Genomic DNA, 22,095 nt, shown 5'->3' on the forward strand with positions numbered 1-22,095 from the left:
AAACTACTGCATGCAGATCATAGAAAATTCTCAAGAGTATGATGCCATAATAGTTGGCTCGGGCGCAGGTGGGGGCATGGCTACTCATATGCTTGCCAATGCCGGCTTAAAAGTGGCGGTTGTAGAAGCTGGCCCTTATTTCGATCCCAAAGATGAAGAAACGCGAACCCAGTTAAAATGGCCCTGGGAATCTCCTCGCAGAGGTGCCAGTACGAATCGGGCCTTTGGCGATTACGATATGTCCTGGGGAGATTGGAAAGTTGATGGGGAGCCTTATACCCATGAAGAAGGCACAAAATTTATGTGGTGGCGTTCCCGGATGCTTGGTGGACGTACCAATCACTGGGGGAGAATATCTCTTCGTTTTGGCCCTACGGACTTTAAGCACAAAGATGTAGATGGTCTGGGCGATAATTGGCCGATCAGTTATGATGATGTCAAACCTTATTATGACAAACTGGATAAACTGGTAGGGGTATTCGGTTCCAATGAAGGCCTTCCCAATGACCCGGACGGATTTTTTCTACCCCCACCTAAACCGCGTCTGCACGAACTCTATTATATAAAGGCTGCCAGAAAAGCTGGAGTGAGGGTTATACCCAGTCGTCTGTCAATTTTGACGAAAAAACTCAATGATGATCGGGGTGTTTGTTTTTACTGTAGCCAATGTGGGCGTTCCTGTACGCAGTACGCTGACTTTTCTGCCAGTTCTGTTTTTGTCATTCCTGCGAAAAACAGTGGGAGAATAGATCTCTTTACCAATTGCATGGTCAAATCGGTAATGACAGATTCAGAAGGGCGCGCAACGGGGGTTTCTTATATCAATAAAAATGACCGTCGTGAATATCAGTTGAAAGGCAGAACGGTAGTACTAGGAGCTTCAGCTTGTAGTTCTGCTCGTATCCTGATGAATTCGAAAAGTAGCCAGCATCCCAATGGATTGGGAAATAGCAGTGATGTAGTAGGACGTTATCTGCATGATTCTACTGGAGGAGGGCGTGCAGCTTTTGTACCTCAATTGATGAATCGTAAAACCTACAATGAAGATGGAGTAGGAGGTATGCATGTATATTCGCCCTGGTGGCTGGATAATAAGAAACTGGATTTCCCAAGAGGATACCATATTGAGATTTGGGGAGGAATGGGAATGCCTAGTTATGGTTTTGGTTTTAATCATACGGAATTCAATAAATATATCGGAGGCGATATTGGAGGCTATGGCGACAAGCTTCGAGAAGATGCCAAGCGTTTTTACGGAGCGGTAATTGGTCTTTCCGGTAGAGGAGAAGCCATTGCTCGTTATGACAACCGCTGTACGATTGACCCCAATGTGGTCGATCAATGGGGAATACCTGTATTGAAATTTGACTACAAATGGTCGGATTATGAAAGACTGCAAGCCCGTCATATGCAAAAGACCTTTGAAGAAGTTTTTGATGCTATGGGAGCTCATGTACTGGGAGATACGCCAGGAAAAGATCAGGATTATGGTCTTTTGGCGCCTGGTCAGATTATCCATGAGGTAGGTACGACCCGTATGGGCGATAATGCGAAAACCTCGGTTACCAATAAATACAGCCAACTCCACGATTGTGACAATGTATTTGTGGTGGATGCCGGAGTATTTACTTCACAGGCTGATAAGAATTGTACCTGGACCATTATGGCCCTCTCTATGCGCACTTCGGAATACATCATTGATCAAATGAAAAAACAGAACATCTAGATATGGACAGAAGAGAATCTCTTAAAAATATATTGATTGGTACCATAGCAGGTGCCACGGTCGCAGGTGCAGCCACTTCTTGTGAGAGCCCTGCTGAAGTACAAGAACAGAAAGTCGAGGGAAAGGAAGAATATTACGGACGAACTCCCAAGGAGATTGAGCATGATAAGAAAGTCATGGCTGAGGTCTTTTTAGTTGAGCATGAATTGGAAACGATAGCCGTTCTGTGTGATATTATCCTTCCTGCAACTGCAACTGCAGGCTCTGCTACGGATGCAGGTGTTCCTGAATTTATTGAGTTCATTGTCAAAGACCTTCCTAATAATCAATTGCCAATTAGAGGAGGATTGATGTGGTTGGATGGAGAATCAAATCTTCGCTTTAACAAACTATTTAAAGCAGCTACTCCTGAAGAACAAATCCAGATTGTGGATGATATCGCCTATCCTGATCCAGACAATAAAAAGCCAGAAATGGCATATGGAATCAAGTTTTTCAATTTGATGAGAAATCTGACCATGACCGGATACTATACAACCCGTATGGGAATTGATGATCTGGGGTATAAAGGAAATGTACCGAATGTTTGGAATGGCGTACCTGCAGAGGTTCTGGCTGAACATGAGGTGGACTATGAGCCTGAATGGATTGCCAAATGTGTGGATATCACCAAGGCCGGCACCAAGGCAGAATGGGATGAAAAGGGCAACCTAATTACATAAAAAACGATAGGGGCAGCTGATGAGCTGTCCCTATCGTTTTGATTAAAGGCGAACTGGCTAAGTTGCTTTATTTCAATAATTTGTAATATCCTATTTGTCCCAGTACTTGAATCCTAATACTTCTCAAACCAGACTTTCTTCCGTTTATAATCCATACTGAGTTTGTAGTTCTTAAGAATCCCATTTCCCATATTCCCGGCCCGTATTTCCATAGGGACTTGAGATTTTTTGCTTTCCAGGTCTGCAAAGATGGTTTTCTCCTCAGGGATCTTCCAGTCTTGCAGTAACAGAGAATGCGCAGCCAGACTTTTCACTTTTTTTTCTCCTCCATATCCCAGACTAGTTTTCCCTGGCAAGTCCTTTAGTTGTCTTTCCAGTTTGAGTTCCCTTACTGCTTCTGTATAAAGGGTAAGGGATTGATTATAGCCTGTATCAAGGGTTACCCGTATTTTTTTACCATTTATTATCAATTCGTCGATCAAGGGAAAGCTGCCTTCATCAATAAATTGGAGATTCATGGCCAAAACTCCTTTTTCACCAGCTGAATAAAGCTCATGATCTGCAGGAAAGAAGTGAATCTCTTTCTTCCTATAGTCAATTTGAAAAGCATTATCGCGTAGGAAATTATGTCCTAATATGCCATGAATCGGCATTCCCATTTTTTGTGAGATGGGCTTTAGGTCCAGACCCAGAAAAAATTTGCGACTTGCTGGCATATCTCCCAGTCGAAGTTTAAGGGGGGCTGGTAAACTTATTTCTATGGGTTGATTTTCTCCTACTTCCTGCTTTCCCAATGAAAACTGAACAAAGCTCAGTCTTTCTGCCAACTCTTTATCTATCACACTGGGATCTGTACCGGTATCGAGGATAAAATTATAGGGACCAATGCCTTTCAAATATGCCTCTACGATAATGACATCTCTTTCAAAATTGAAAGAAAGGCTATGTGTTTTGTCAATGTTTGTTGTACCGGGTAAATGAAGGACAATCAGGATAAGGATGACCAGTAAATTGATTCCCAGGAGGAATCCCAATAGTTTGACGATCTTCAATAGCATATAGCTGGTTTACCAGCTAAGATGAAAAAGACAGCCAAATAGTTGCATGAAAGAAAAAATCCACCTGCCAGAAGCAGACGGATTTGATATTTTTCTCCCAATAGGGAAATCCTTTATTCAAGCTAAAAATGGAAACTTAGGTAGCTTTCTTAAGCAGTCCCGCTACAAAAAGTAATACGACAGCTCCTCCCACTGCTGTGAGGATACTTGGGACACTGAGGCCACCGGTTTGTGCGCCAGCTATTCCCAATTGAGGAGCTAGCCAACCCCCAAGAAAACTACCGAGGATACCGACGATGATATTTCCAATCGTACCAAATCCACGTCCTTTCATGATCTGTCCGGCTAACCAGCCTGCGACGGCGCCTAAGACAAGCCAGATTACTAAACTAGTGAGATCCATGATGTTAAAATTTAGAGTTAGAAGGTGTAGAGCATTCCAAAGGCTAATTATAAATTATCCATTTAGAGCGGAATAAAAAATTTTGTTTGGCTTTTTCGAATAAAAATTTTCGATGATCTGAGCTACTTCATAGACAAAGAATGCTGTGTCTCTGGATTCTTGTTCCCATTTTGCAGGATCAATTTAATCGAGATCAACATCTAATCTATTTGCTATGCGTTCACTCCTAAGCATAATATGCCTGCTGGGCTTGATGGCCTCAGCTACGGCACAAAACACGCCCATAAACAAGGCTAATTATTCTCTGGCAGCCAGATTTTCACCTGATAATCTGAAGAGAATGGTTTTTTCAACCTCTGTAGATCCCCATTGGCTAAAGAATAGCAATCGCTTCTGGTACACTTATGAAACCAGTGACGGGAAATTCTACTATATCGTTGATCCGGCCAGAAGGAGCAAAACCCAAATGTTCGACCGGGATGAGCTAGCTGCAGAAATGACTCGTCTTACGGGAGATCCTTTTGACGGCAAACACCTGAATATCGAGAAGTTGAAATTCATCAAAAATGAAACCCATATCATGTTTGAGGTGAAAAGTAAGTTGGTGGAAGTAGAAGCGGAAGAAGAAGGTGACTCTCAGGATAGCGATAAGCGCAAGAACAAAAAGAAAAAGATGGAGGCCAAGGTCTGGTATTTTGAATACAATCTGGGCAATGGGGAACTGCGTTTGCTGGATGATTATGAAAAACCCAAAAAGGATCAGAGCTGGGCTTCTATCTCACCCGATAGTTCTATCGTCCTTTTTGGCCGTAAGCATAATCTCTATTGGATGGATATGGAGAACTACCTGAAGGCGAAAAAAGATGAGAAAGACACCACAATTGTAGAAAATCAGTGGACAGAGGATGGAGAAATGTACTACAGTTATTCCCGCGCTGGTAGAGGGCAGACCAATGTAGACCTGGAGAAGAACAAAGATAAAAGACAAAGGGTATTTGTGAGCTGGTCCCACGATAGCAAGAAGTTTGCTATGGTTCGGACAGATAGCCGAGACGTAAAACCGCTTTGGGTGATCAATTCAACTGCTAATCCCAGACCTACACTCGAAACCTATAAATACCATATGCCCGGAGAGAAAGAAGCAGCTAAGTCTGAGCTTTTGGTCTTCGATCTTGCGAGTAAGGGCATTCAGAAAATTGATACAGATACTTTCCCTGATCAACAATTAGGACTTCTATATGCACCTCGCTTAAAGAAAAATCGGGATGATGAGCAAAGACCTGCTCTATGGCTTTCCTCAAGCTCGGATAAAATCTACTTTGCCCGTACAAGCCGTGATCTTAAGCGCATTGATATTTGTGTAGGAAATACTTCCGATGGAGAAAGTGAAGTAGTAGTAGAAGAAAGACTCAATACCTATGTAGAGATGACAACTCCTGCTTTGGTCAATGATGGAGAAGAACTCATACAATGGTCCGAGAGAGATGGCTGGGCGCATCTGTATTTATATAATGGAAATGGAGAGTTGAAAAACCAAATCACCCGCGGCCCCTGGCATGTAGAGAGTATTGAAGGAGTAGATGAAGCAAATCGTTGGGTGTATTTCCGGGCAAACGGAAGAGAACAAGGAGAGGATCCTTATTATCAGCATTTGTATCGTGTCAATTTTGACGGAAGTGGTTTGAGGCTTCTCAATAAAGGGAATTTCGATAGCCGGGTGAGTTTGAATGATGAGGAGAGCTATTTCGTCAGTAATTATTCCCGGGTAAATACAGTTCCCCAATCGGATCTTTTCGACAGAAGCGGAAATAAAATCATGTCTCTGGAGAGCGCAGACTTTTCTATGCTATTTGAAGCAGGATATAAATTCCCGGAACCTTTCAAAGCAAAGGCGGGAGATGGAATCACGGATATTTATGGGGTGATGTACAAGCCTTTTGATTTTGACAGTACCAAACTCTATCCTCTGATTGAGTACGTTTATCCTGGTCCACAGACGGAAGCTGTCAATAAAGCATTCTCATCACGAATGAACCGTACCGACCGCATGGCTCAGCTTGGTTTTATCGTCATCACTTTGGGTAATAGAGGAGGGCATCCGGATCGCAGCAAGTGGTACCATAATTATGGCTATGGCAACCTGCGAGACTATGGTTTGGAGGATAAAAAGGTAGTAGCAGAACAAATCGCCTATCGCCATGACTATATCGACATTAATAAGGTCGGAATCTTTGGCCACTCCGGAGGAGGTTTTATGTCCACAGCGGCTATGCTGGTATATCCGGACTTCTTTAAGGTAGCTGTATCATCCTCCGGTAATCACGACAATGCTGTTTACAATCGCTGGTGGAGTGAAAAGCACCATGGAGTGAAAGAAATTACCGATGATGAAGGCAATGTCAGTTTCAAATACGACATCGACAAGAATCCAGAGTTAGCCAAAAACCTCAAAGGAAAATTGATGATCACGACTGGGGATATCGATAATAATGTTCATCCGGCCGGAACCCTACGCATGGCCCAGGCACTTTTAAAAGCCAATAAAAGATTCGATTATTTTGTCTTCCCTGCGGCTCGTCATGGCTATGGTAGCATGACGGAGTATTTTTTCTGGTTAAAGGCAGATTATTTCACCCGACACCTGATGGGAGATAAGACAGAAAGACCGACGGATATTTTAGAGATGAATATGGGGAAGCCAAGAAAGTAAGGATGTGCTCATGTGTTCTTGTGTTCAGGTTTTTTATGAAAATCGGGAACACAAGAACACGAGAACACCTCCAAAAACCTACGGTTTTATCTTATCTGCCCATCCAAACTCTCCTTATTTAAATCCATGATCTCTCCTGCGATTTGTAGGAGGGCAGGGGAGGCTTTGGCGCGTGAAAGATTGTGTCGTTTTGCGACAGATCGAAAGAAAGGAGGCATATGCTCTACATATCTCTGCATACCACCCAGATCGTCTTCCGCCGCGTAATGGATGCCTTTGATTTCGGAGTAAAGCAAGCGGGTGAAACACATCGGGCAGGGTTCCAGAGAGGAAAAGAGTCGGAGGCCGTTATCCTTATTTTCCAAAGGTCCACTGAGGTGGGATTCCCATTCATTGAGAACCACCATTTCAGCATGCAGGTCTGAGCGATAGTCGGGCTTGAAGCTGTGATTGTGGCCTTGTATGAGAATATCTCCTTTTTCGTCTACCAGTATTGCTCCAACTCCAAAATTGCCTTCAGATACCCCGAAAAGTGCTTCTACGCAACTGAGCCAAACATAAGAATCGTCTTCCAGCTGCCAGTTACTCTCCCAGTCCAGCAATAGAGCTCTCTTTTCCTCAATTCCCGGATAGCTAAGTGGAAGGGCTTCCAGGATTTCCCTTCCTCTACTTTGTATTTCTTCTTTCCTCAGGATTGGTTTTATCATGCCTGTATTTTTTGTAAATATATCTCTGAAGGAATTAAGAACATGAAAAAAATTGAGACACAGTTAGGGATAATTGGTGCAGGCCCCGCTGGATTATTATTGGGGCAAATGCTGTATAAGCGGGGAATAGACTCTGTGATCATCGAGAAAGAGAGCAGGCATACCATCGAAAATCGGGTCCGTGCTGGGGTTTTAGAAGCAAGAGCAGTTAAGACCTTTGTGGATGAGGGAGTGGGGGAGCGTTTGCTCAAAGACCGAATGCTTCATAAAGGGATAAGTATTGCTTTTAATGGGAGTCTTAAACAGCTTGATTTTGAATCACTTGAAGGAGAAGGTGTTAGCCTCTATGGCCAGCGCTACATTTCCCGAGATATGATAGAAGTAAGGCTGAAAAATGGACAGGAAACATATTTTTCAGCAGAGGCAAAAGAGCTAAGGGGCTTGGAAGATGGAAAGGCTGAAATTGTATTCGAAAAGGAAGGCGAAGAGCATCTGCTTATCTGCGATTTTATTGCGGGTTGTGATAGCTATGAGGGAATAGGGCAGGCGAGCATCCCTCAAAAACTCAAAAATCCGCAAAAATACCTCTATCCTTATGGATGGCTCGCTTTATTGGTTGAGGCTGCCCCAAGTTTTGATCAGGTCCTATATGCTCATCATCCGCGAGGATTTGCCCTGGCGAGTATGAGAAGTCCTGAGCTGTGTCGATATTATCTCCAATGCGATCCCGGGGAAGATCCTAATCACAGAAGTGAGGAGGAAATTTGGGAGGAATTGGAACTACGAATCGGTCGGCCGCTGAATCGGGGAAAGATGCTAAGTAGGGCGGTTACTCCTATGCGTAATGAGTATGATACCTGCATGAGTTTTGGAAGACTTTTTCTGGCAGGGGATGCTGCACATATTGTTCCTCCTACAGGTGCAAAAGGATTAAATCTGGCTATCGGAGATGTGCGGGTGCTGGCAAAAGGCCTGGAAGATTATTATACACGGGGAGATAAGGAACTTCTTGATAACTATGCAGAGATCTGTTTAGATCGAATCCTGAAAGTACAAAGCTTTTCCTGGTGGATGACGAATATCTTTCATATTGGGAAAGGGCATTCTTCTTTTGATCTGAGCATGCAAATAGCGTCTCTGAATCATGTATGTTCTTCGAAAGCAGCCGGAAGAGCTTTTGCAGAAAATTACCTGGGTTTGCCTTATGCCTATTGAGTTTTAGCGAACCTTTTTCCTTTTTCGCAGTCCTTCAAGGAAGAAAAACAGGGAGCGAACACACATGGAAGTAAATTTACTCGACATACTGGTCATGTTGAGCCTTGCACAAGGCTTTATTTTCGGATTTGTGCTGCTATTTTCTCCCATTTTTAAAGGCAGTCCCAACAAATACCTGGCCTTATCCTTTATTATGATCTCTATCATAGGGATGAATCAATGGTTGAGTGATTGGGGCTTTGATGATCAATATTATTTCATAGACTATTTCGGAGATGATGTTCCCTGGATTCTGTTGGTATTTGTTCCTGTACTCTTTTTTTTCCTGAAAATCACCAAGCATTCCTGGGGAAACAAAAGGGAATTTCTTTTGCTGAGCATTCCTTTCGGTATCTATGTAATTCTCAATCTCATCATCAATTTTGAGTACGATTTCCAGTGGTACAAAATGCCGGGAATGGAAAGCTTTAGGTATTGGGTGTATTCCACGGAGTCTTATCTGGGGCCTATATATAGTTTACTCCTCTGCATCATTAGTTTCTTTATCATTAGGCAGGCTAAAGTTCCTCCAGAGGAAAAAATATGGATCCAGAGAATCTGGCATTTCTTTCTCATACTTGTAATTCTTTGGCTGATCGTGAGTTTTATCCCTTCAGATTTTATGCTGATTGATTCTGCTTTTACCTACGGACTCTGGTTGGCGATCTCATTCTTTATTTACTGGATGACTTATAAAGGGCTTTATCAATTGAGATTGGTGCAGGACAAGGCTTTGTTGAAAAAACTTTTCCACGAGGAGGCTACTGAAGCAAATAAAAGCTCGGTGATAAGGACAAAAGAGGTTGTAAATAATCCAACTTTCGACAAAAACAATCATTACTTACTTGAGTTGGACCGTTTGCTTTCAGAGGAAAAGATTTTTCTTGATCCGGATTTGAGTAGAGATCAGGTCGCCGAACGATTGGGGATTAGCTCGGGCTACCTTTCCCAAATAATAAATACGGCTACTTCCACCAATTTCACCAGCTATATCAATCAGCATCGGGTTGAAGAAGTTAAGAAGATGATCCTCGATCCTGAAGCTCAAAAGTACAGTTTGCTAGCGATTGGCTTGGAGGCTGGCTTTAAATCTAAATCTGCTTTTTACACTACCTTCAAAAAGCAGACAGGAAAAACCCCCACAGAATTCAAAAAATCGCATAGATAGGTTCTCATTTCTCAGGTTTTAACAATCCAAAACCCCTTCTCGCTTGAGATAAGCCACCTTTGAGTCATCGAGGGTATCTATTACGGAAAACTTAATCCCTATCTCATGCAGAACAAATGTTTGCTGGCTTTGGGCCTCTTTATGATGGTCTTTTTTGCCAACACAAAATCCCAAAATGATTCCCAAAACTTCCCACTCAAGATTTCGGTGCTGGATGAAAGCATCACTTTTCCAAGTTTCAATTTCCTTTCATTCGATTATAATCCCGCCATCCTTATCGGGACGGAATATCAATTGAAAGAGAATCGCAATTCCGAATGCTTCATTGCAGGAAACCTGGGCTTCCTTCATCATAAAGAGATGCAGACAGCCGTATTTCTGACTACAGAATTCGCCTACCGGAGATATTTCGGTCCACTTAGCCTTAGGATAGGATTGGGGCCTGGCTATCTCTATGGATTTGCTACCGGACCTGTGTATCGGGTAGAAAATGGGAACTATGAAGAAATAGGCAATAGTGGGACTCCCTATTTCCTGGTATCTGCAACTGCTGAACTAGGCTATCGATTGGGGGAAGATAGATACAGTCCCGAACTCTTTATCAGCTGGTCCAATAGCGTCGAACTTCCCCTTAATGCCTATACGACTGCTCACCAATTGGTCGGCATAGGCATCAAAATTTATCCTTTCAAAAAGAAGCACTAATCCAGGAATCATGAAAAAATACTTCATAATATGCTTATCCCTCATTAGTTTCTATGCCTGTGAAACAGATGATGTTGTTGCTCCAGCGACTTATAACTGTCAACTAAGTGGTCCCGATAATACAGACGCTCACCCCGATAAAGCCGCTATTGATCGGGCTTTGGAGGAAATAGGTGCTATATCCGTCGGTGTACAAGTTTCTGTCAAGGACAAAAACGGCCTTTGGTACAATAATGCGATGGGAAAAGCTGATATCCCCAATGATGTAGTTCTGGAAGCCTGTACGAAAACCATGGTAGGGAGTATTTCAAAAACATTTACGGGCGTCCTCATCATGCAATTACAGGACGATGGAATTTTGTCGGTGGATGATATGCTCAAGGATTGGTTGGATGAGTCTGTGATCGGGGAGATTGAAAATGCAGATCAGGTTAACTTAGGTCATTTGCTCACCCACACCAGCGGGATCAGAGATTACTTAGGCGTCAAACAGTACATCAATGCTTTGAATACTTCTTATTTGTTGGAAACTCAAGAAGAGAAACTGCGCTATATCTATGGGAAAAAGGCGGAATTAGCGGTTGGAGAGAAATATTCTTATTCTAATAGCAATTACGTATTGCTGGGGTTGGTCATAGAGAAGGCTAGAAATATGCCCCTTTGGGATGCGGTAGATACCTATATCGTAAAACGTCTGGGATTGGAGAACACAGAAATGGGAACGCATGAAAACCCCATTCCGGAAGGTACGGCAAGGCCTTATAGAAACATCAGCGGAAGAAGGTTTGAAGATGTTATGCACATTGCGGTTTCTGATGCAGCTACCGGGGATGGAGGAATCGCTAGCAATATGCAGGACCTCAACCTCTTTTTCGATGGACTTTTCACTGGACAATTGATGTCAAATGAAGCTTTCCAGCAAATGACAGATTCAGAATTGCTTATCGTAGGGGAGGGGGAAGAAGATTATCCTCAGTGGCCAGATGAGTCTTATGGGTTGGGGATCAGCTTATGGAATACCCCTAAAGGTGTGGCTTATGGACATACGGGATCAACTTCTACCTATGAAGCCTATAGTTTTTACTTCCCGGATACTGGGGTTGCTATATCAATCGGATATAATGCAGCAGAAGGAAATGGATTGGGAGAGAAACAACGAGCTTTTCGGGAAAAGTTGTTCGACATTCTATTGGATTAGCAGAAAAGCTTGGCCTTAACTTAAGGCTCTTATTAGAGAGCCTTTTTTCTAGCTTATACTTTATCCGAATTTCGAATATTTCGAGTTGTGACGTTTTTTTGTCAGAGGGCAGGATAGCTGTATATATTTGAAGGTAAAAATGCTTAGACTTAGGTGATATTCTTACATAAAGTATTTTGATTTTAGGATAAATTGAATATCCGTATAATATGTTGTTAAACATCTGAACATCATATAGTTATAGTTATTTAGTTTTGTTTCCGGAATAACATTTATTCCGAATTAATAAAATAATACATGGATATTTTTTAAATTGGACTATTTTTATTACCTTGTGATTCTATAAGATCTATCAAAAAAACTCCCATTATTTAATCTTACCATTTATTGCCTTCTTTCTTTCCTGAGAAATTAGATGTTTAACCCAGGGGTATTATTATACAATTCTCGGGCAAATCCATCGGGTCTAATCTTTGATTGGGACCGCTAAGCTTTGTAAGATCAATTGTACTCCATGAATTGACAATTTTAATGGAACAACTTTACATTTTTATTAAACCTTCCCGAAGGTATCGGGACCTCTTCTTTAGCTTTCCTTTGATTCTGATCCTATGTATGGGCATGTCCTATGCACAGGGTAGTGCTTTTTGTGATGGTAGTGTTGCAAATGCAGGCAACATTAAACTTAACGGAGATTTTGGCAATCCAACTTTGCTGAATCCTGATGCAGGATCTGGAGATGCCAACATTTTTCAGGGCGGGAGTTATAATGCACTCTCAGGTGTTCCTGAAATGGACCAGTTTGAAGACCTTATCTCTCTTGGATTCAATGACTCAGGTTTTGACCAAAGCGGAATTTATCCTTGCAGCCAAACCAATCTGGATTGGATTGCGCTAGAGGGAGTGGTAAATGGTGAAGAACCGCATAATGATCTCAGCGGAGGTTCAGCTTGTGGTGCGACTGACATTGTGCATAACGGATCGAATGCAGGTTACGGATTTTACACAATTGTTGACCAGGATTGTAATCCTACGACTTCTACAGATGCCTACCTGATCATTCGTATGAGAATAGCCAAAGAATCCGCCGGTGCTTTTGGTTTTAGCTTGTTGGTAGATACTGACAATAGCTGCAACGGTTGGATTCCGGATGTAGGTTCTAACTGCGCTTCTCACTGTTTTGATCGTGAAATATGGTTAGGAACAGGTGGTGGAAACACTGGTCTGCACATCAAGAATATATCCGGCGGTGTTTCTCCGGGAACAGAAGTAGGTTTTATTGATATCAGCGAAACACAGGTTGCCTGCACGGCTTTGGCTCCGGCGGCTTGTAAAACGGGAAATCATAGCACCATCTTCTATACCTTTGGAGTTCCACTTTCTGATTTGGGAGTAACTTCCGGTTCTTTCGATCTTGGATTGGCTCCTGCAACATCCAATAGCCCTGATGACGTAATTGATGGCAACTATGCTTTTTCAGATGTGGGTGGAGTTGATGGAAGCGCAGCAGATGCGACAGGTTGTAATTGTACCGGTTTGACAGGAGACTGCCTAAATGCTTGTATCCTTACCTGTGCGACTAATAGTAATAATGCTGTATTCCCAGTGGAATACCTTGATTTGGTAGGAGAATATGTAGGACAGGAAATACTACTTAGCTGGTCTACCGCTAGAGAATTGAACAACCAAAAGTTTGAAATTGAGCGTTTAGATGCATTCGGTGAATTTGTACAAATCGGGGAGAAAGTTGGAAATGGAACAACTCAGGAAACATCCAGATACGTTTTCCGTGATCAGCAGCCCTTGTTGGGAAGCAATTACTACCGCCTTAAGCAAATCGATTTCGATGGACAATTCCATTATTCTTCTATTCTCGAAGTTCGGCCTGGAGGTAGTGAAACTGAAATCAGAATCAATCCAGCTGTCGTTCAGGATGAATTAGGAATCGATGTTTTGAGTTCCAGTAATGAAAGCTATGAGCTTCAAATATTGTCCGTGAATGGGCAGATTCTTTTCTCCGAAAAACAAGCTTTTCAAAAAGGATCTCAACGATTATACTTCTCAGCGGATAATCTGAGTAGTGGAATGTACTTTGTACGGCTGATGGATATAACTGGGAGGGCAATAGCTCCTGCCAAGTTTATTAAATATTAATAGAAAGATCTGTTATGCAAATCCCTTACCCTTTCAAGAGGGTAGGGGATTTCTAGTTTTTTATCCAGGGTACATTTGCATAAATGAAACTTTCTTTCTTGCATTCCTTTCTGAGCCCTTTCATGGTTTCAAAAGGACCATCCAACAAAAATAGATTTACCAACCAGGCAGGCAAAGCACCCGGATCAGCCAAGGATTGGTAGGAGATCTTTAATTTCCCTTCTGGGAGCTGTTCTATTTTCCATTCTGTATCTACTTGAGCCAGTCGAACAAAGTCTTCTTTTTCAGGCACAAAAGAGGGAGCGGACTTTTGTTTAATGATGACGGTTCCATCACTTTTTTGGCTAGCAGTGGTAGCACTGATTCCGTCTCGATCTGTAAGTGGCCAGGGCATGGAAACAGTATAATAGGTCCAGGAACCCTGAGGTACATTGCCTTTTAGTTTTTTTGTACTACTGAGTTTATATACCCAATTGGGATAGTTGGAAGCCTGGGTTAAAATGGCGGTAACTGTACTCATCCGTGCTTCCAGGGTCATATAGGCTTTGAATTCCTTGAGGTCTTTTCCGCCTGAAGTCCGTGTATATATAGTAATGCCGTCTTTTTCTTTCTCTTTTTTCCACTCAGACTGTCCAAAACTGGAACTAAAGAGGAATATACTTAGTAGAATGGCAATGGATTTTTTCATGTGTTGAATGTTTGCTGAAAGAACTCTTCCGAAGGAAAATAGTTGGTTTATGGGCAAAAATTAATTCAAGGCTTCAAGTTGTCGACTTTTTCTTTCTGTATGTATATTGAATCCATACAGAATATTATGGAACGCATCACGAAAGAACTAAGTATTAAAGGAGTACCCATCAAGGTGCATGGTATGTCAACCGGTTTAATCAGCCTCAAAGAAAAGGCTGTTAATGTAAAGAGTCCGGGTATGCTGAGCCTGCTACCTAGCTTTTTTACTAAGAAATTTGCACCGATGATGCCGATTTGGTGTTGGTTGGTTGAGCATCCGGAAGGAAATATCCTGATTGATGTGGGGGAGACGAGCAAGGTCCATGATCCAGATTATTTTAAAGTCCTGGATGCGGTTTCCAGCTACTATTTCCGAACACAAATGAAGTTTGATGTCAAGCGGGAGGATGAATTGGATATACAATTGAAAGAGCTTGGCTTTACTCCCGAAGACATTGATCGCATTGTCCTGACCCATTTGCATTTGGATCATACGGGTTGCCTCGATTATTTCCTCGATCATACTATTGAAGTCAATCAAGTGGAAAATGAGAAACCGGAAGGGGTCTTTCCTCAGTTATTCCCAGAAGGATTTTCTCCTGTTTATGTAAGCCTGGAGGATGCATATGAGGTTTTTGGGAGCTGCAGGTATTTGACAGAGGATAAATCCATGCTGATGGTTCCCACGCCAGGGCATAGCTACGGTCATAGCTCGATTTTACTCAAAACGGATCAGGGCGAAATTCTCTTTGCCGGAGATGCGGTGTATTATGAGGAGCAACTGGCTGCGGACAGATTTTCGGCTACGGTAGCTAATAAGGAAATGAGTATAGCGAGTATTGGCAAGATCAAGGAATATGCAAGCAAGCATCAGATGGTCTTTTTGCCAAGTCATGATGCGGATGCCCGTAGGAAGCTTGCGGATATGGTGTTTTTGAAGGGATAATCTGCGGTTAATAACTAATTAAACTACTACGAAAATGAGAAATACATACATTAATTACCTGCTATTCCTGGCGTTTTTCCTTTTTATTCCTACCATCTATCACGCACAGGAAGGAAATCCAGACCGACTGAAAGGAGAGATCCAAAGACTAGAAAAGTTATCAGGAGGTAGAGTAGGGGTAGGAATCATTCACTTGGAAAGTGGGAAGGAATTCTTTTACAATAAGGATGTGATTTTTCCCATGGCCAGTACCTATAAAATTCCGGTTGCGGTGAAAATGCTTCAGTTGGTGGAAGCGGGCGAATTGCGTCTTGACAGTATGGTAACAATAGGAGAAAAGGATATCCATCCAGGAAGTGGAACCATTTCTCGCCTCTTAAATGATCCTGGATTAGCGATTTCTGCCTTGAATTTGATGGAACTAATGATGTTGATCAGTGATAATTCGGCTACAGATTTGTGCATGAAACTGGCGGAAGGGCCAGATGTGATCAATGAAATGCTAAGGAAATATGGAATAAAAGATCTGAGTGTGGATCGTCCGACTGTAGCTCTGATAGCGAATTATCTGGGGATTGATTTAATGGCAGATGAAGAAATGTCCATGGATGAAATGATGAAGAAGCTTGAAGACATTGATGAAAAGGAGCAGGAAGCGGCCATGGCAAAATTTTCTGAAGATCCCAGAGATCAATCTTCTCCTTATGCGATGGCTAAATTGCTGGAGAAACTATGGGATGGAGAAATGCTGAATAAAGAGAATACAGAACTTCTGCTCGATATTATGTTAAGATGTGAGACGGGCGAGAATCGCTTAAAGGGGGTTTTACCACCCGGAACAGCGCTTGCGCATAAAACAGGAACCATAGGAGGTACAACTAATGATGTCGGCATCATTTATTTGCCTGAGGAAGCCGGACATGTGGTAGTGGTAGTATTTGTAAAGGATTCAGAGAAGGAAATCCCTCAAAGAGAGAAATCGATCGCTCATATTGCTCGGGCGGCTTATGATTATTTCTTGTTTCATCCCTAAACAGAAAAGGATTCTTCTGCTGAGGAGAATCCTACTTTATTCAAGAAAGTTAACATAAGATAAATTATCGAGTCAAAGGTCTTGCGCTGGATAAAGGGGACACTTAGTAAGTAAGTGTATGAAGATTAACGATTTAGAGAAGCTTAGTAGCGAGCTGCATTCTGGTGAGTTTAAATACCGGCTTGTCAGTCGCTATCGTATGGGCTTGTATAGTCCGTTGGAAATTTGGCAAAGCTATGGAGTAAGTCGTAGCTTATTACATAAGTGGAACTGCCAGTACTACCGAAATTTCATTTTATCTGTAAAACCACCTAACTCTATGAATTCCAGGAAAAACTCCAACAAGCAGCGCATCGCTCAGCTAGAGCGTCAGCTTCGCGAGCTCAAAGCCGCCTATGCAGAAGAAAAACTCAAACGTCAGATGTACGAGAAAGTCATCCGTATAGCTGAAGAAGAATTTGAGATGCCGGTTAGAAAAAAGGCTGGCGCCAAGCAGTTGCGGAAGGACGCAGGGACTACCCCTTAGTGAGTATGACACAACTCTGCCGCGTGTTTGGCCGACATCGTCAGGCCTGGTATCGAGCCACCCTGACTAAAGAGCGTCAAGATATGCAGGAGCTACTGATCCTGGAGAAAGTTCGGCGCATCCGCAAGGAACTTCCTCGCATGGGAACAGAAAAGCTCCACGTCTGTTTGAAGCATTTTTATCGGGATCACTACATCAAAATGGGTCGAGATCGGCTGAATCGAATTCTGAAGTCAGCGGGTTTATTGGTTCCCAAGCACAGCCGTAGAGCGCGTACAACGCATTCCCGGCACAGATTCCGGAAATACGCCAACCTGATCAAGGGGCTGCAACCTGCTCGAGCTAATGAGCTCTGGGTCAGTGATATAACCTACATATCTGTAGGCGGATACTTCTGTTATCTCAGCCTGGTAACAGATGCTTACTCTCGTAAGATCGTTGGCTGGAATCTGGGCAGAACGCTCGAAGCCAAGGGCCCTATAGCTGCCCTAAACATGGCCATTAAGCAGCGAAAGGATCCTAAGCAAACCCTCATCCATCATTCTGATAGAGGCATCCAATACTGCTCTCATGCTTATGTGGAAATCCTGGAAGAAAACCAGATACAAATTAGTATGACAGAGGGAGAATCCTATGAAAATGCCATTGCTGAACGGGTCAATGGGATGCTCAAGAATGAGGTGTTTATGACACAAGGCTTCCCCAATTTTGAACTGGCCCTGGCAGAAGTACAAAGAGGTATCAAAGCCTACAATACCCTGATGCCACATAGATCCTGTGATATGCTAACACCAGCTAAGGCGCACAAAAAGAAAGGTGTGCTCAAAAGAAGATGGAAGGACTATCGCAAACTCAAACTTCAGGCCCTGGATTACGAACGAGACTCCCACGATCCAGTATCGTCCGTCTCTCCTCCCCTGCCCCGCAAGACGCCAGACACAGAGTCCGGGAGGAGAATGAATACCTTTTTGAATCTTGAACAATCAATTAAAAACAGTCCGAATAATCCAGGGTAAGAGTAAAAAAACTTGCTTTTCACGCGACAAATCTGGTTGACACACAAATCATCGAATTCAATTATGTCTGCAACAATCCATCTTCCTGATAGAGTTTAACTGATCTTTTTACCAGGTCCCGGAGGTTATTCACAAATTCTTCATCCATTTTTTTGATATGGAAGCAGGATTTGCCTTTGAGAGCCTTTTGCAAATTCTCAGGCAATTCCCCCAATTTCTCTTTGTGTGTATAACAGGGAAAAAAATAAAAGCGGACATCTTTAGCCTTCGGAGCAACGGTAGAGAAATAAATTCCTTCAACTTTTTTCTTGCCCTGCATGGCCTCTATGGTTCCCGAAACTTCAAATTTTTCGTAGGAATCAACATTTATTTTCAAAACTTCCAGATGCTCTTTCAGCATATCTACAAGTTTCTCTCTTATTTCCTGAATATCAGTTATCATATCTATTAGTGTTGATCGATTAAAATGGAATTTTCATCTGGATCGAGCAAAACAAAAGAGCAAGGGCCTCTTTCTTGTTCGATTCCTCTTTCAAATGAAGTGGATATCCCCTCCTGCTTTAATATTTTGTAAACTCCCCTAGCCTCTGTAGGATTGAAAGTCAAGGTGTTAGACGGGAAAAAATCCTGAAATAATCCGATTCTACATTCTCCATTTGAGAGAATTATCCATTTTTCTTCTACACTACCCATACCTTCCAGGGGTTTAAAACCCAGTTTTGTATAGAAATCATAGGATTTTCGAACATCTTTTACGCTTAAAGAAAGGCTGTATTGTCCCAGATCTGAACCCATTTGCCCGGAATAATCTGGAAAAGTAAAGGCAAGAAATAGCGCAGTACAGAGGCTAATCGCTAAAAGGGGAATTCTAAGATTCATCTTTTGAGTTTTTTTATAGGTACACGACATTTGAGATTGAAACGATCCCAGCCTATCTCCTCTGGTCCCTGGATAAACTCTTCTAAAGCAGGATAATGTATGGGTACATAGTCGCTAAGGGGTAACCAGTCTCGGTAGAGGTAATCCCAGGCTTTTGCTACCTCTTCCAGATTCCCTTCTAGCTGTACCGTCGCATAATCTGCTTCAGGAATCAAGCCAAATTCAAGGCCTTCAACTGAAGGGTATTCCTGTTCAATTCGAAGAGCAAAATCGTATCGATACTTGCTGGCTGGCGTAACTTCCGGATTATCGATTGACATGCCAAATCTTCGTAAAGGACCCTTTATTTCGATTTGATTTTCTGCTGCCCATTCCATCAATTCCAGATATTTTTCCACCAGTCCCGAACCATCTGCTCCGAAAATTGCTTTTCCGTAGACGATAGGAATAGCTGCTAATCTTTCAAGCTCAACAGTAAAATCGGCTTTACTCGATTTTCTACTGTTTTCAATGTGAAGGTAAAAGTCATTGGGACTAAACTCTTGATAAATCCTGCTATTGTGAAGTTCTTTGTTCTTGCGAAAGGCACTGGGGCTGATTTGAAAACGAGTCTTGAATTGGCGGGAGAAGTTTTCTATGGAGGCAAAACCACTTTCAAATGCAATATCCGAAATCTTTAAATTGGGTCTATACTTTAGCAAGAATATGGCTTTCTCCAGCCTTAGCCGCTTGATTGAATCATAGGGTGATTCTCCCGTTAGAGCCTTGAAAATCCTGTGAAAATGAAAGAGAGAAAAATTGCTGATTTCTGCCAGAGATTTGATATCAATATCCTCGCTTAAATGCTCATCTATGTGTTTCAAGGCTTGGTTGATGCGAGTTTGGTAGTAGGATTTCAAATTGTGTTGTGATTAATGAGTTTAACTGCCTAAGATAAAGACTATTGATTATTCAGGTATATCTGTAGCTTGAGTCAGGCTCAAGAAAGGAAATCTTGTGGGGAAAATAGCTCGTATTCTGCTCTCCCTCCCTACCCTATTTCAGCAATTCAAATACTTACTTTACAGAAGGAGCTTCTTTTCACAGTTCATCCTATAAATCCTCTGATTATCTGTAAATTACGAGTATTGAATAAGTAGGAAATCATGAATTTATCCTCTAAAAAGTTGCAAAAATTTCAGGATTATTGAAGAATCAGAGCATGCAAATTTCCGACTAAATTAAACACCTATTTAATTAATAATCAGCTTATTATCCCCGGTATTTTTTAATTGTCAATTAATTAACCGTTTACATCTGGATATTCTCTCTCCAGCAACAGATAATGACTATCAAAACATATTTTCAACCAGACTATAAGTGATTTTACCTAGTTTTAGAATCTAGAATATTTGATTTTTCAAATAAAACCCCCTTACCTCATTTCTATTTTCTCTTGTTGTGCTAAACAGATTTTTCTGTTGATAAATCAGTAATCCACGAAAGGATTTTGGATAAGGAACTTCTATTCCTATATGCAACGCCTAAGATAATATTGTAATGCCTAAGTTAACCGACGAAATTCGCCTGCTCCTTGAGCAGAATCAAGTTTTGCAGGCAAAAGAAAGACTTTCTTCAGTATTAAAAAATGGGAAAGAGGAAGTCTATGCGCATTCTTTAACATTCGCCTATACTGAACCAAATAAGGCTAAACATAGAAAGAGATCAAGCTCCAGCTCCAGGCAGCCGGATAATGATCCCGAACTAATCCTCAGCTTTCTTGACCAATTGGAAAGTGATGAAGAGGAAATGCTTGAATTTTTGTCATTCATCGAACTTGCCGATCAATATGAAAGGTCTGGAAAATGGCAGGAAGGCAAAAGAGCATATGAACAAGCCCTGGACAAACATTTAGACTCTTTCTACATCAGCAAACAAGACATTGATTCGAGAATTTATCTCTGCAATGAATCCATAGCGATAGAGCAACAACTGCAACAAGGCGATCATTTTTTTGAGGAGAAAGATTGGAGATCCGCGAAGAAATCCTATTCAGATGCACTAGAACTGATTGGACAAAGGATTGGCTTTGAAGTGGAAAACATACAACACAAGCTTGTAATATGTAATCAGGGCATTTGGTTCAAAGAATACATAGACCTGGCAAATGTCTATTTAACCCAAAACAAATGGAGCCTGGCTATAGAATATTTTCAAAATGCCCTGAAAGTACATAGAGAGGAATTTTACCTAACAGAAATTGAAATCAAGCGCTGGATTGAGAACTGCATGTTGAGAAATCAGTCTAAGAAACAAAAACAACTATTATCCCCTGCCCTTATGCAAAATTTAAAATCTTACCTCATTCCTATTTTAGGAATAATTGGTATCCTCATTATTTATATCTACTTCCCTAAACTGGATGCGTATTTTGAAAACAAGAAGGAAAGTCAAGCGATTACATACAATGAACAATCCGGTGTCACAGTTGAGTTTGTCAAATCTCAAGATACACTCGCGGCGCTTGATATTGAGATGATGGATGATTCTGTTTATACCGATTCTGGGGAGGCTACAGAGTTTTTGGCTGAGGAATTAGAAGTTGAAGAGTCTTTAGCAAATCCTGCAGAAGAAATTGTCGCAGAAGAACTCCCCGAGATCCAAATCCCCAGTATTCCTAGCTATACCCCTTCTCCAGGTGAGATCAAACGTTTGATCAAAGCAGACGAGGAAAAGGCTGAAAAAGCAGAAGCCGAGCAGAAAGTTGAAACCTTTCAAAAGGGAAGAATTGCGATTATACCTTTCTGCCATGACCTGAAAGATGAGTCTTTCGCCAAGCGAATTTATATGGATGCGCTATTTGTCGTCCGGACAAATATGAATACCGATCAAACTACTGTTTCCAAAAATCTGGTACAGAATACTGTAGAGAGTCTGGGCTACCTCAAGAAGAATGTCTGCTATGAAAAACCGGCCATGGACATAGCTAAAGCCCTTCAGGCAGAAAGTATTCTTTCTGGAAAAATCGTTCAGTTACCTAATTCCCAAATACAAGTTTCTTGTGGAATTCTTCATATCCCTAGTCTTAGAAGCAGTAAAGAAATAGTGCTTGTAGATCATGATTTCCAAAGGTTAAGAAACAAACTAAAAAAAGAGATACAACAGGTTTTTAATTAATCCAC

At 41.8% G+C, this 22,095-nt stretch carries 20 protein-coding genes; 13 read left to right on the forward strand and 7 right to left on the reverse strand.

The features are described 5' to 3' along the window. Positions 1-10: 10 nt before the first annotated feature. Positions 11-1,726 (forward strand): GMC family oxidoreductase, encoded by a 1,716-nt coding sequence (locus R8P61_35760; protein ID MDW3652489.1) that lies wholly within the window; start codon positions 11-13, stop codon positions 1,724-1,726. A gap of 2 nt (positions 1,727-1,728) precedes the next feature. Then, positions 1,729-2,448 carry a gluconate 2-dehydrogenase subunit 3 family protein gene (locus R8P61_35765; GenBank protein MDW3652490.1) on the forward strand — a complete coding sequence of 240 codons (720 nt, stop codon included), beginning with the start codon at positions 1,729-1,731 and terminating at the stop codon, positions 2,446-2,448. A gap of 113 nt (positions 2,449-2,561) precedes the next feature. Here R8P61_35765 and R8P61_35770 read toward each other — a convergent pair whose 3' ends face one another. Both R8P61_35770 and R8P61_35775 read right to left on the reverse strand, forming a co-directional pair. Next, a complete protein-coding gene (locus R8P61_35770) occupies positions 2,562-3,506 on the reverse strand; it encodes a retropepsin-like aspartic protease (GenBank protein MDW3652491.1) in 945 nt (314 codons plus the stop codon). 136 nt (positions 3,507-3,642) lie between these two features. Further along, positions 3,643-3,909, reverse strand: coding sequence for a GlsB/YeaQ/YmgE family stress response membrane protein (locus R8P61_35775; protein MDW3652492.1), 267 nt, complete (start codon positions 3,907-3,909; stop codon positions 3,643-3,645). 214 nt (positions 3,910-4,123) lie between these two features. Here R8P61_35775 and R8P61_35780 point away from each other — a divergent pair, with 214 nt between their 5' ends. Beyond that, the gene (locus tag R8P61_35780; protein MDW3652493.1) at positions 4,124-6,619 is read left to right on the forward strand and encodes a DPP IV N-terminal domain-containing protein; all 2,496 of its coding nucleotides are present in this window, start codon (positions 4,124-4,126) and stop codon (positions 6,617-6,619) included. Between the two features lie 86 nt (positions 6,620-6,705). On the opposite strand, the gene R8P61_35785 is transcribed toward R8P61_35780, so the two are convergent. Continuing rightward, the gene (locus R8P61_35785; protein ID MDW3652494.1) at positions 6,706-7,326 is read right to left on the reverse strand and encodes a hypothetical protein; all 621 of its coding nucleotides are present in this window, start codon (positions 7,324-7,326) and stop codon (positions 6,706-6,708) included. Between the two features lie 42 nt (positions 7,327-7,368). Here R8P61_35785 and R8P61_35790 point away from each other — a divergent pair, with 42 nt between their 5' ends. From R8P61_35790 to R8P61_35810, 5 genes are all read left to right on the forward strand, one after another. After that, positions 7,369-8,541, forward strand: coding sequence for a 4-hydroxybenzoate 3-monooxygenase (locus R8P61_35790; protein ID MDW3652495.1), 1,173 nt, complete (start codon positions 7,369-7,371; stop codon positions 8,539-8,541). 64 nt (positions 8,542-8,605) lie between these two features. Continuing rightward, the gene (locus R8P61_35795; protein MDW3652496.1) at positions 8,606-9,748 is read left to right on the forward strand and encodes a helix-turn-helix domain-containing protein; all 1,143 of its coding nucleotides are present in this window, start codon (positions 8,606-8,608) and stop codon (positions 9,746-9,748) included. A 105-nt stretch (positions 9,749-9,853) separates the two neighbouring features. Further along, entirely contained in the window at positions 9,854-10,453 is a 600-nt protein-coding gene (locus tag R8P61_35800; GenBank protein MDW3652497.1) for a hypothetical protein, read from the forward strand. A 10-nt stretch (positions 10,454-10,463) separates the two neighbouring features. Further along, positions 10,464-11,651, forward strand: a complete 1,188-nt coding sequence (locus R8P61_35805) for a serine hydrolase domain-containing protein (GenBank protein MDW3652498.1) — start codon at positions 10,464-10,466, stop codon at positions 11,649-11,651. Positions 11,652-12,182: 531 nt separating this feature from the next. Then, positions 12,183-13,805 carry a T9SS type A sorting domain-containing protein gene (locus R8P61_35810; protein ID MDW3652499.1) on the forward strand — a complete coding sequence of 541 codons (1,623 nt, stop codon included), beginning with the start codon at positions 12,183-12,185 and terminating at the stop codon, positions 13,803-13,805. A 52-nt stretch (positions 13,806-13,857) separates the two neighbouring features. Here the strand turns inward: R8P61_35810 and R8P61_35815 are convergent, their stop codons facing one another. Next, the gene (locus tag R8P61_35815) at positions 13,858-14,493 is read right to left on the reverse strand and encodes an START domain-containing protein (protein MDW3652500.1); all 636 of its coding nucleotides are present in this window, start codon (positions 14,491-14,493) and stop codon (positions 13,858-13,860) included. 126 nt (positions 14,494-14,619) lie between these two features. Between R8P61_35815 and R8P61_35820 the strand changes: the two genes are divergently transcribed. The 4 genes from R8P61_35820 (at position 14,620) to R8P61_35835 (ending at position 18,055) form a co-directional block, all read left to right on the forward strand. Then, positions 14,620-15,480, forward strand: a complete 861-nt coding sequence (locus R8P61_35820) for an N-acyl homoserine lactonase family protein (GenBank protein MDW3652501.1) — start codon at positions 14,620-14,622, stop codon at positions 15,478-15,480. 34 nt (positions 15,481-15,514) lie between these two features. Next, complete coding sequence (gene bla, locus R8P61_35825; protein ID MDW3652502.1) at positions 15,515-16,513, forward strand: class A beta-lactamase; 999 nt, start codon at positions 15,515-15,517, stop codon at positions 16,511-16,513. Positions 16,514-16,631: 118 nt separating this feature from the next. Continuing rightward, positions 16,632-17,039, forward strand: a complete 408-nt coding sequence (locus R8P61_35830) for a hypothetical protein (GenBank protein MDW3652503.1) — start codon at positions 16,632-16,634, stop codon at positions 17,037-17,039. Positions 17,040-17,044: 5 nt separating this feature from the next. After that, entirely contained in the window at positions 17,045-18,055 is a 1,011-nt protein-coding gene (locus R8P61_35835) for an IS3 family transposase (protein MDW3652504.1), read from the forward strand. A 61-nt stretch (positions 18,056-18,116) separates the two neighbouring features. Here R8P61_35835 and R8P61_35840 read toward each other — a convergent pair whose 3' ends face one another. Genes R8P61_35840 through R8P61_35850 form a run of 3 tightly spaced genes read right to left on the reverse strand, consistent with a single transcriptional unit; the run spans position 18,117 to position 19,833 of the window. Beyond that, positions 18,117-18,497, reverse strand: coding sequence for a hypothetical protein (locus R8P61_35840; GenBank protein MDW3652505.1), 381 nt, complete (start codon positions 18,495-18,497; stop codon positions 18,117-18,119). A 5-nt stretch (positions 18,498-18,502) separates the two neighbouring features. Continuing rightward, positions 18,503-18,934 (reverse strand): VOC family protein, encoded by a 432-nt coding sequence (locus R8P61_35845; GenBank protein ID MDW3652506.1) that lies wholly within the window; start codon positions 18,932-18,934, stop codon positions 18,503-18,505. Next, entirely contained in the window at positions 18,931-19,833 is a 903-nt protein-coding gene (locus R8P61_35850) for a helix-turn-helix domain-containing protein (GenBank protein MDW3652507.1), read from the reverse strand. Before R8P61_35850 ends, R8P61_35845 begins: the two co-directional genes overlap by 4 nt. A 640-nt stretch (positions 19,834-20,473) precedes the next feature. On the opposite strand from R8P61_35850, the gene R8P61_35855 reads away from it, so the two are divergent. Beyond that, positions 20,474-22,090 carry a tetratricopeptide repeat protein gene (locus R8P61_35855; GenBank protein MDW3652508.1) on the forward strand — a complete coding sequence of 539 codons (1,617 nt, stop codon included), beginning with the start codon at positions 20,474-20,476 and terminating at the stop codon, positions 22,088-22,090. Positions 22,091-22,095 lie beyond the last annotated feature (5 nt).

Source organism: Bacteroidia bacterium, assembly GCA_033391075.1.
Classification (GTDB): Bacteria; Bacteroidota; Bacteroidia; order J057; family J057; genus JAWPMV01.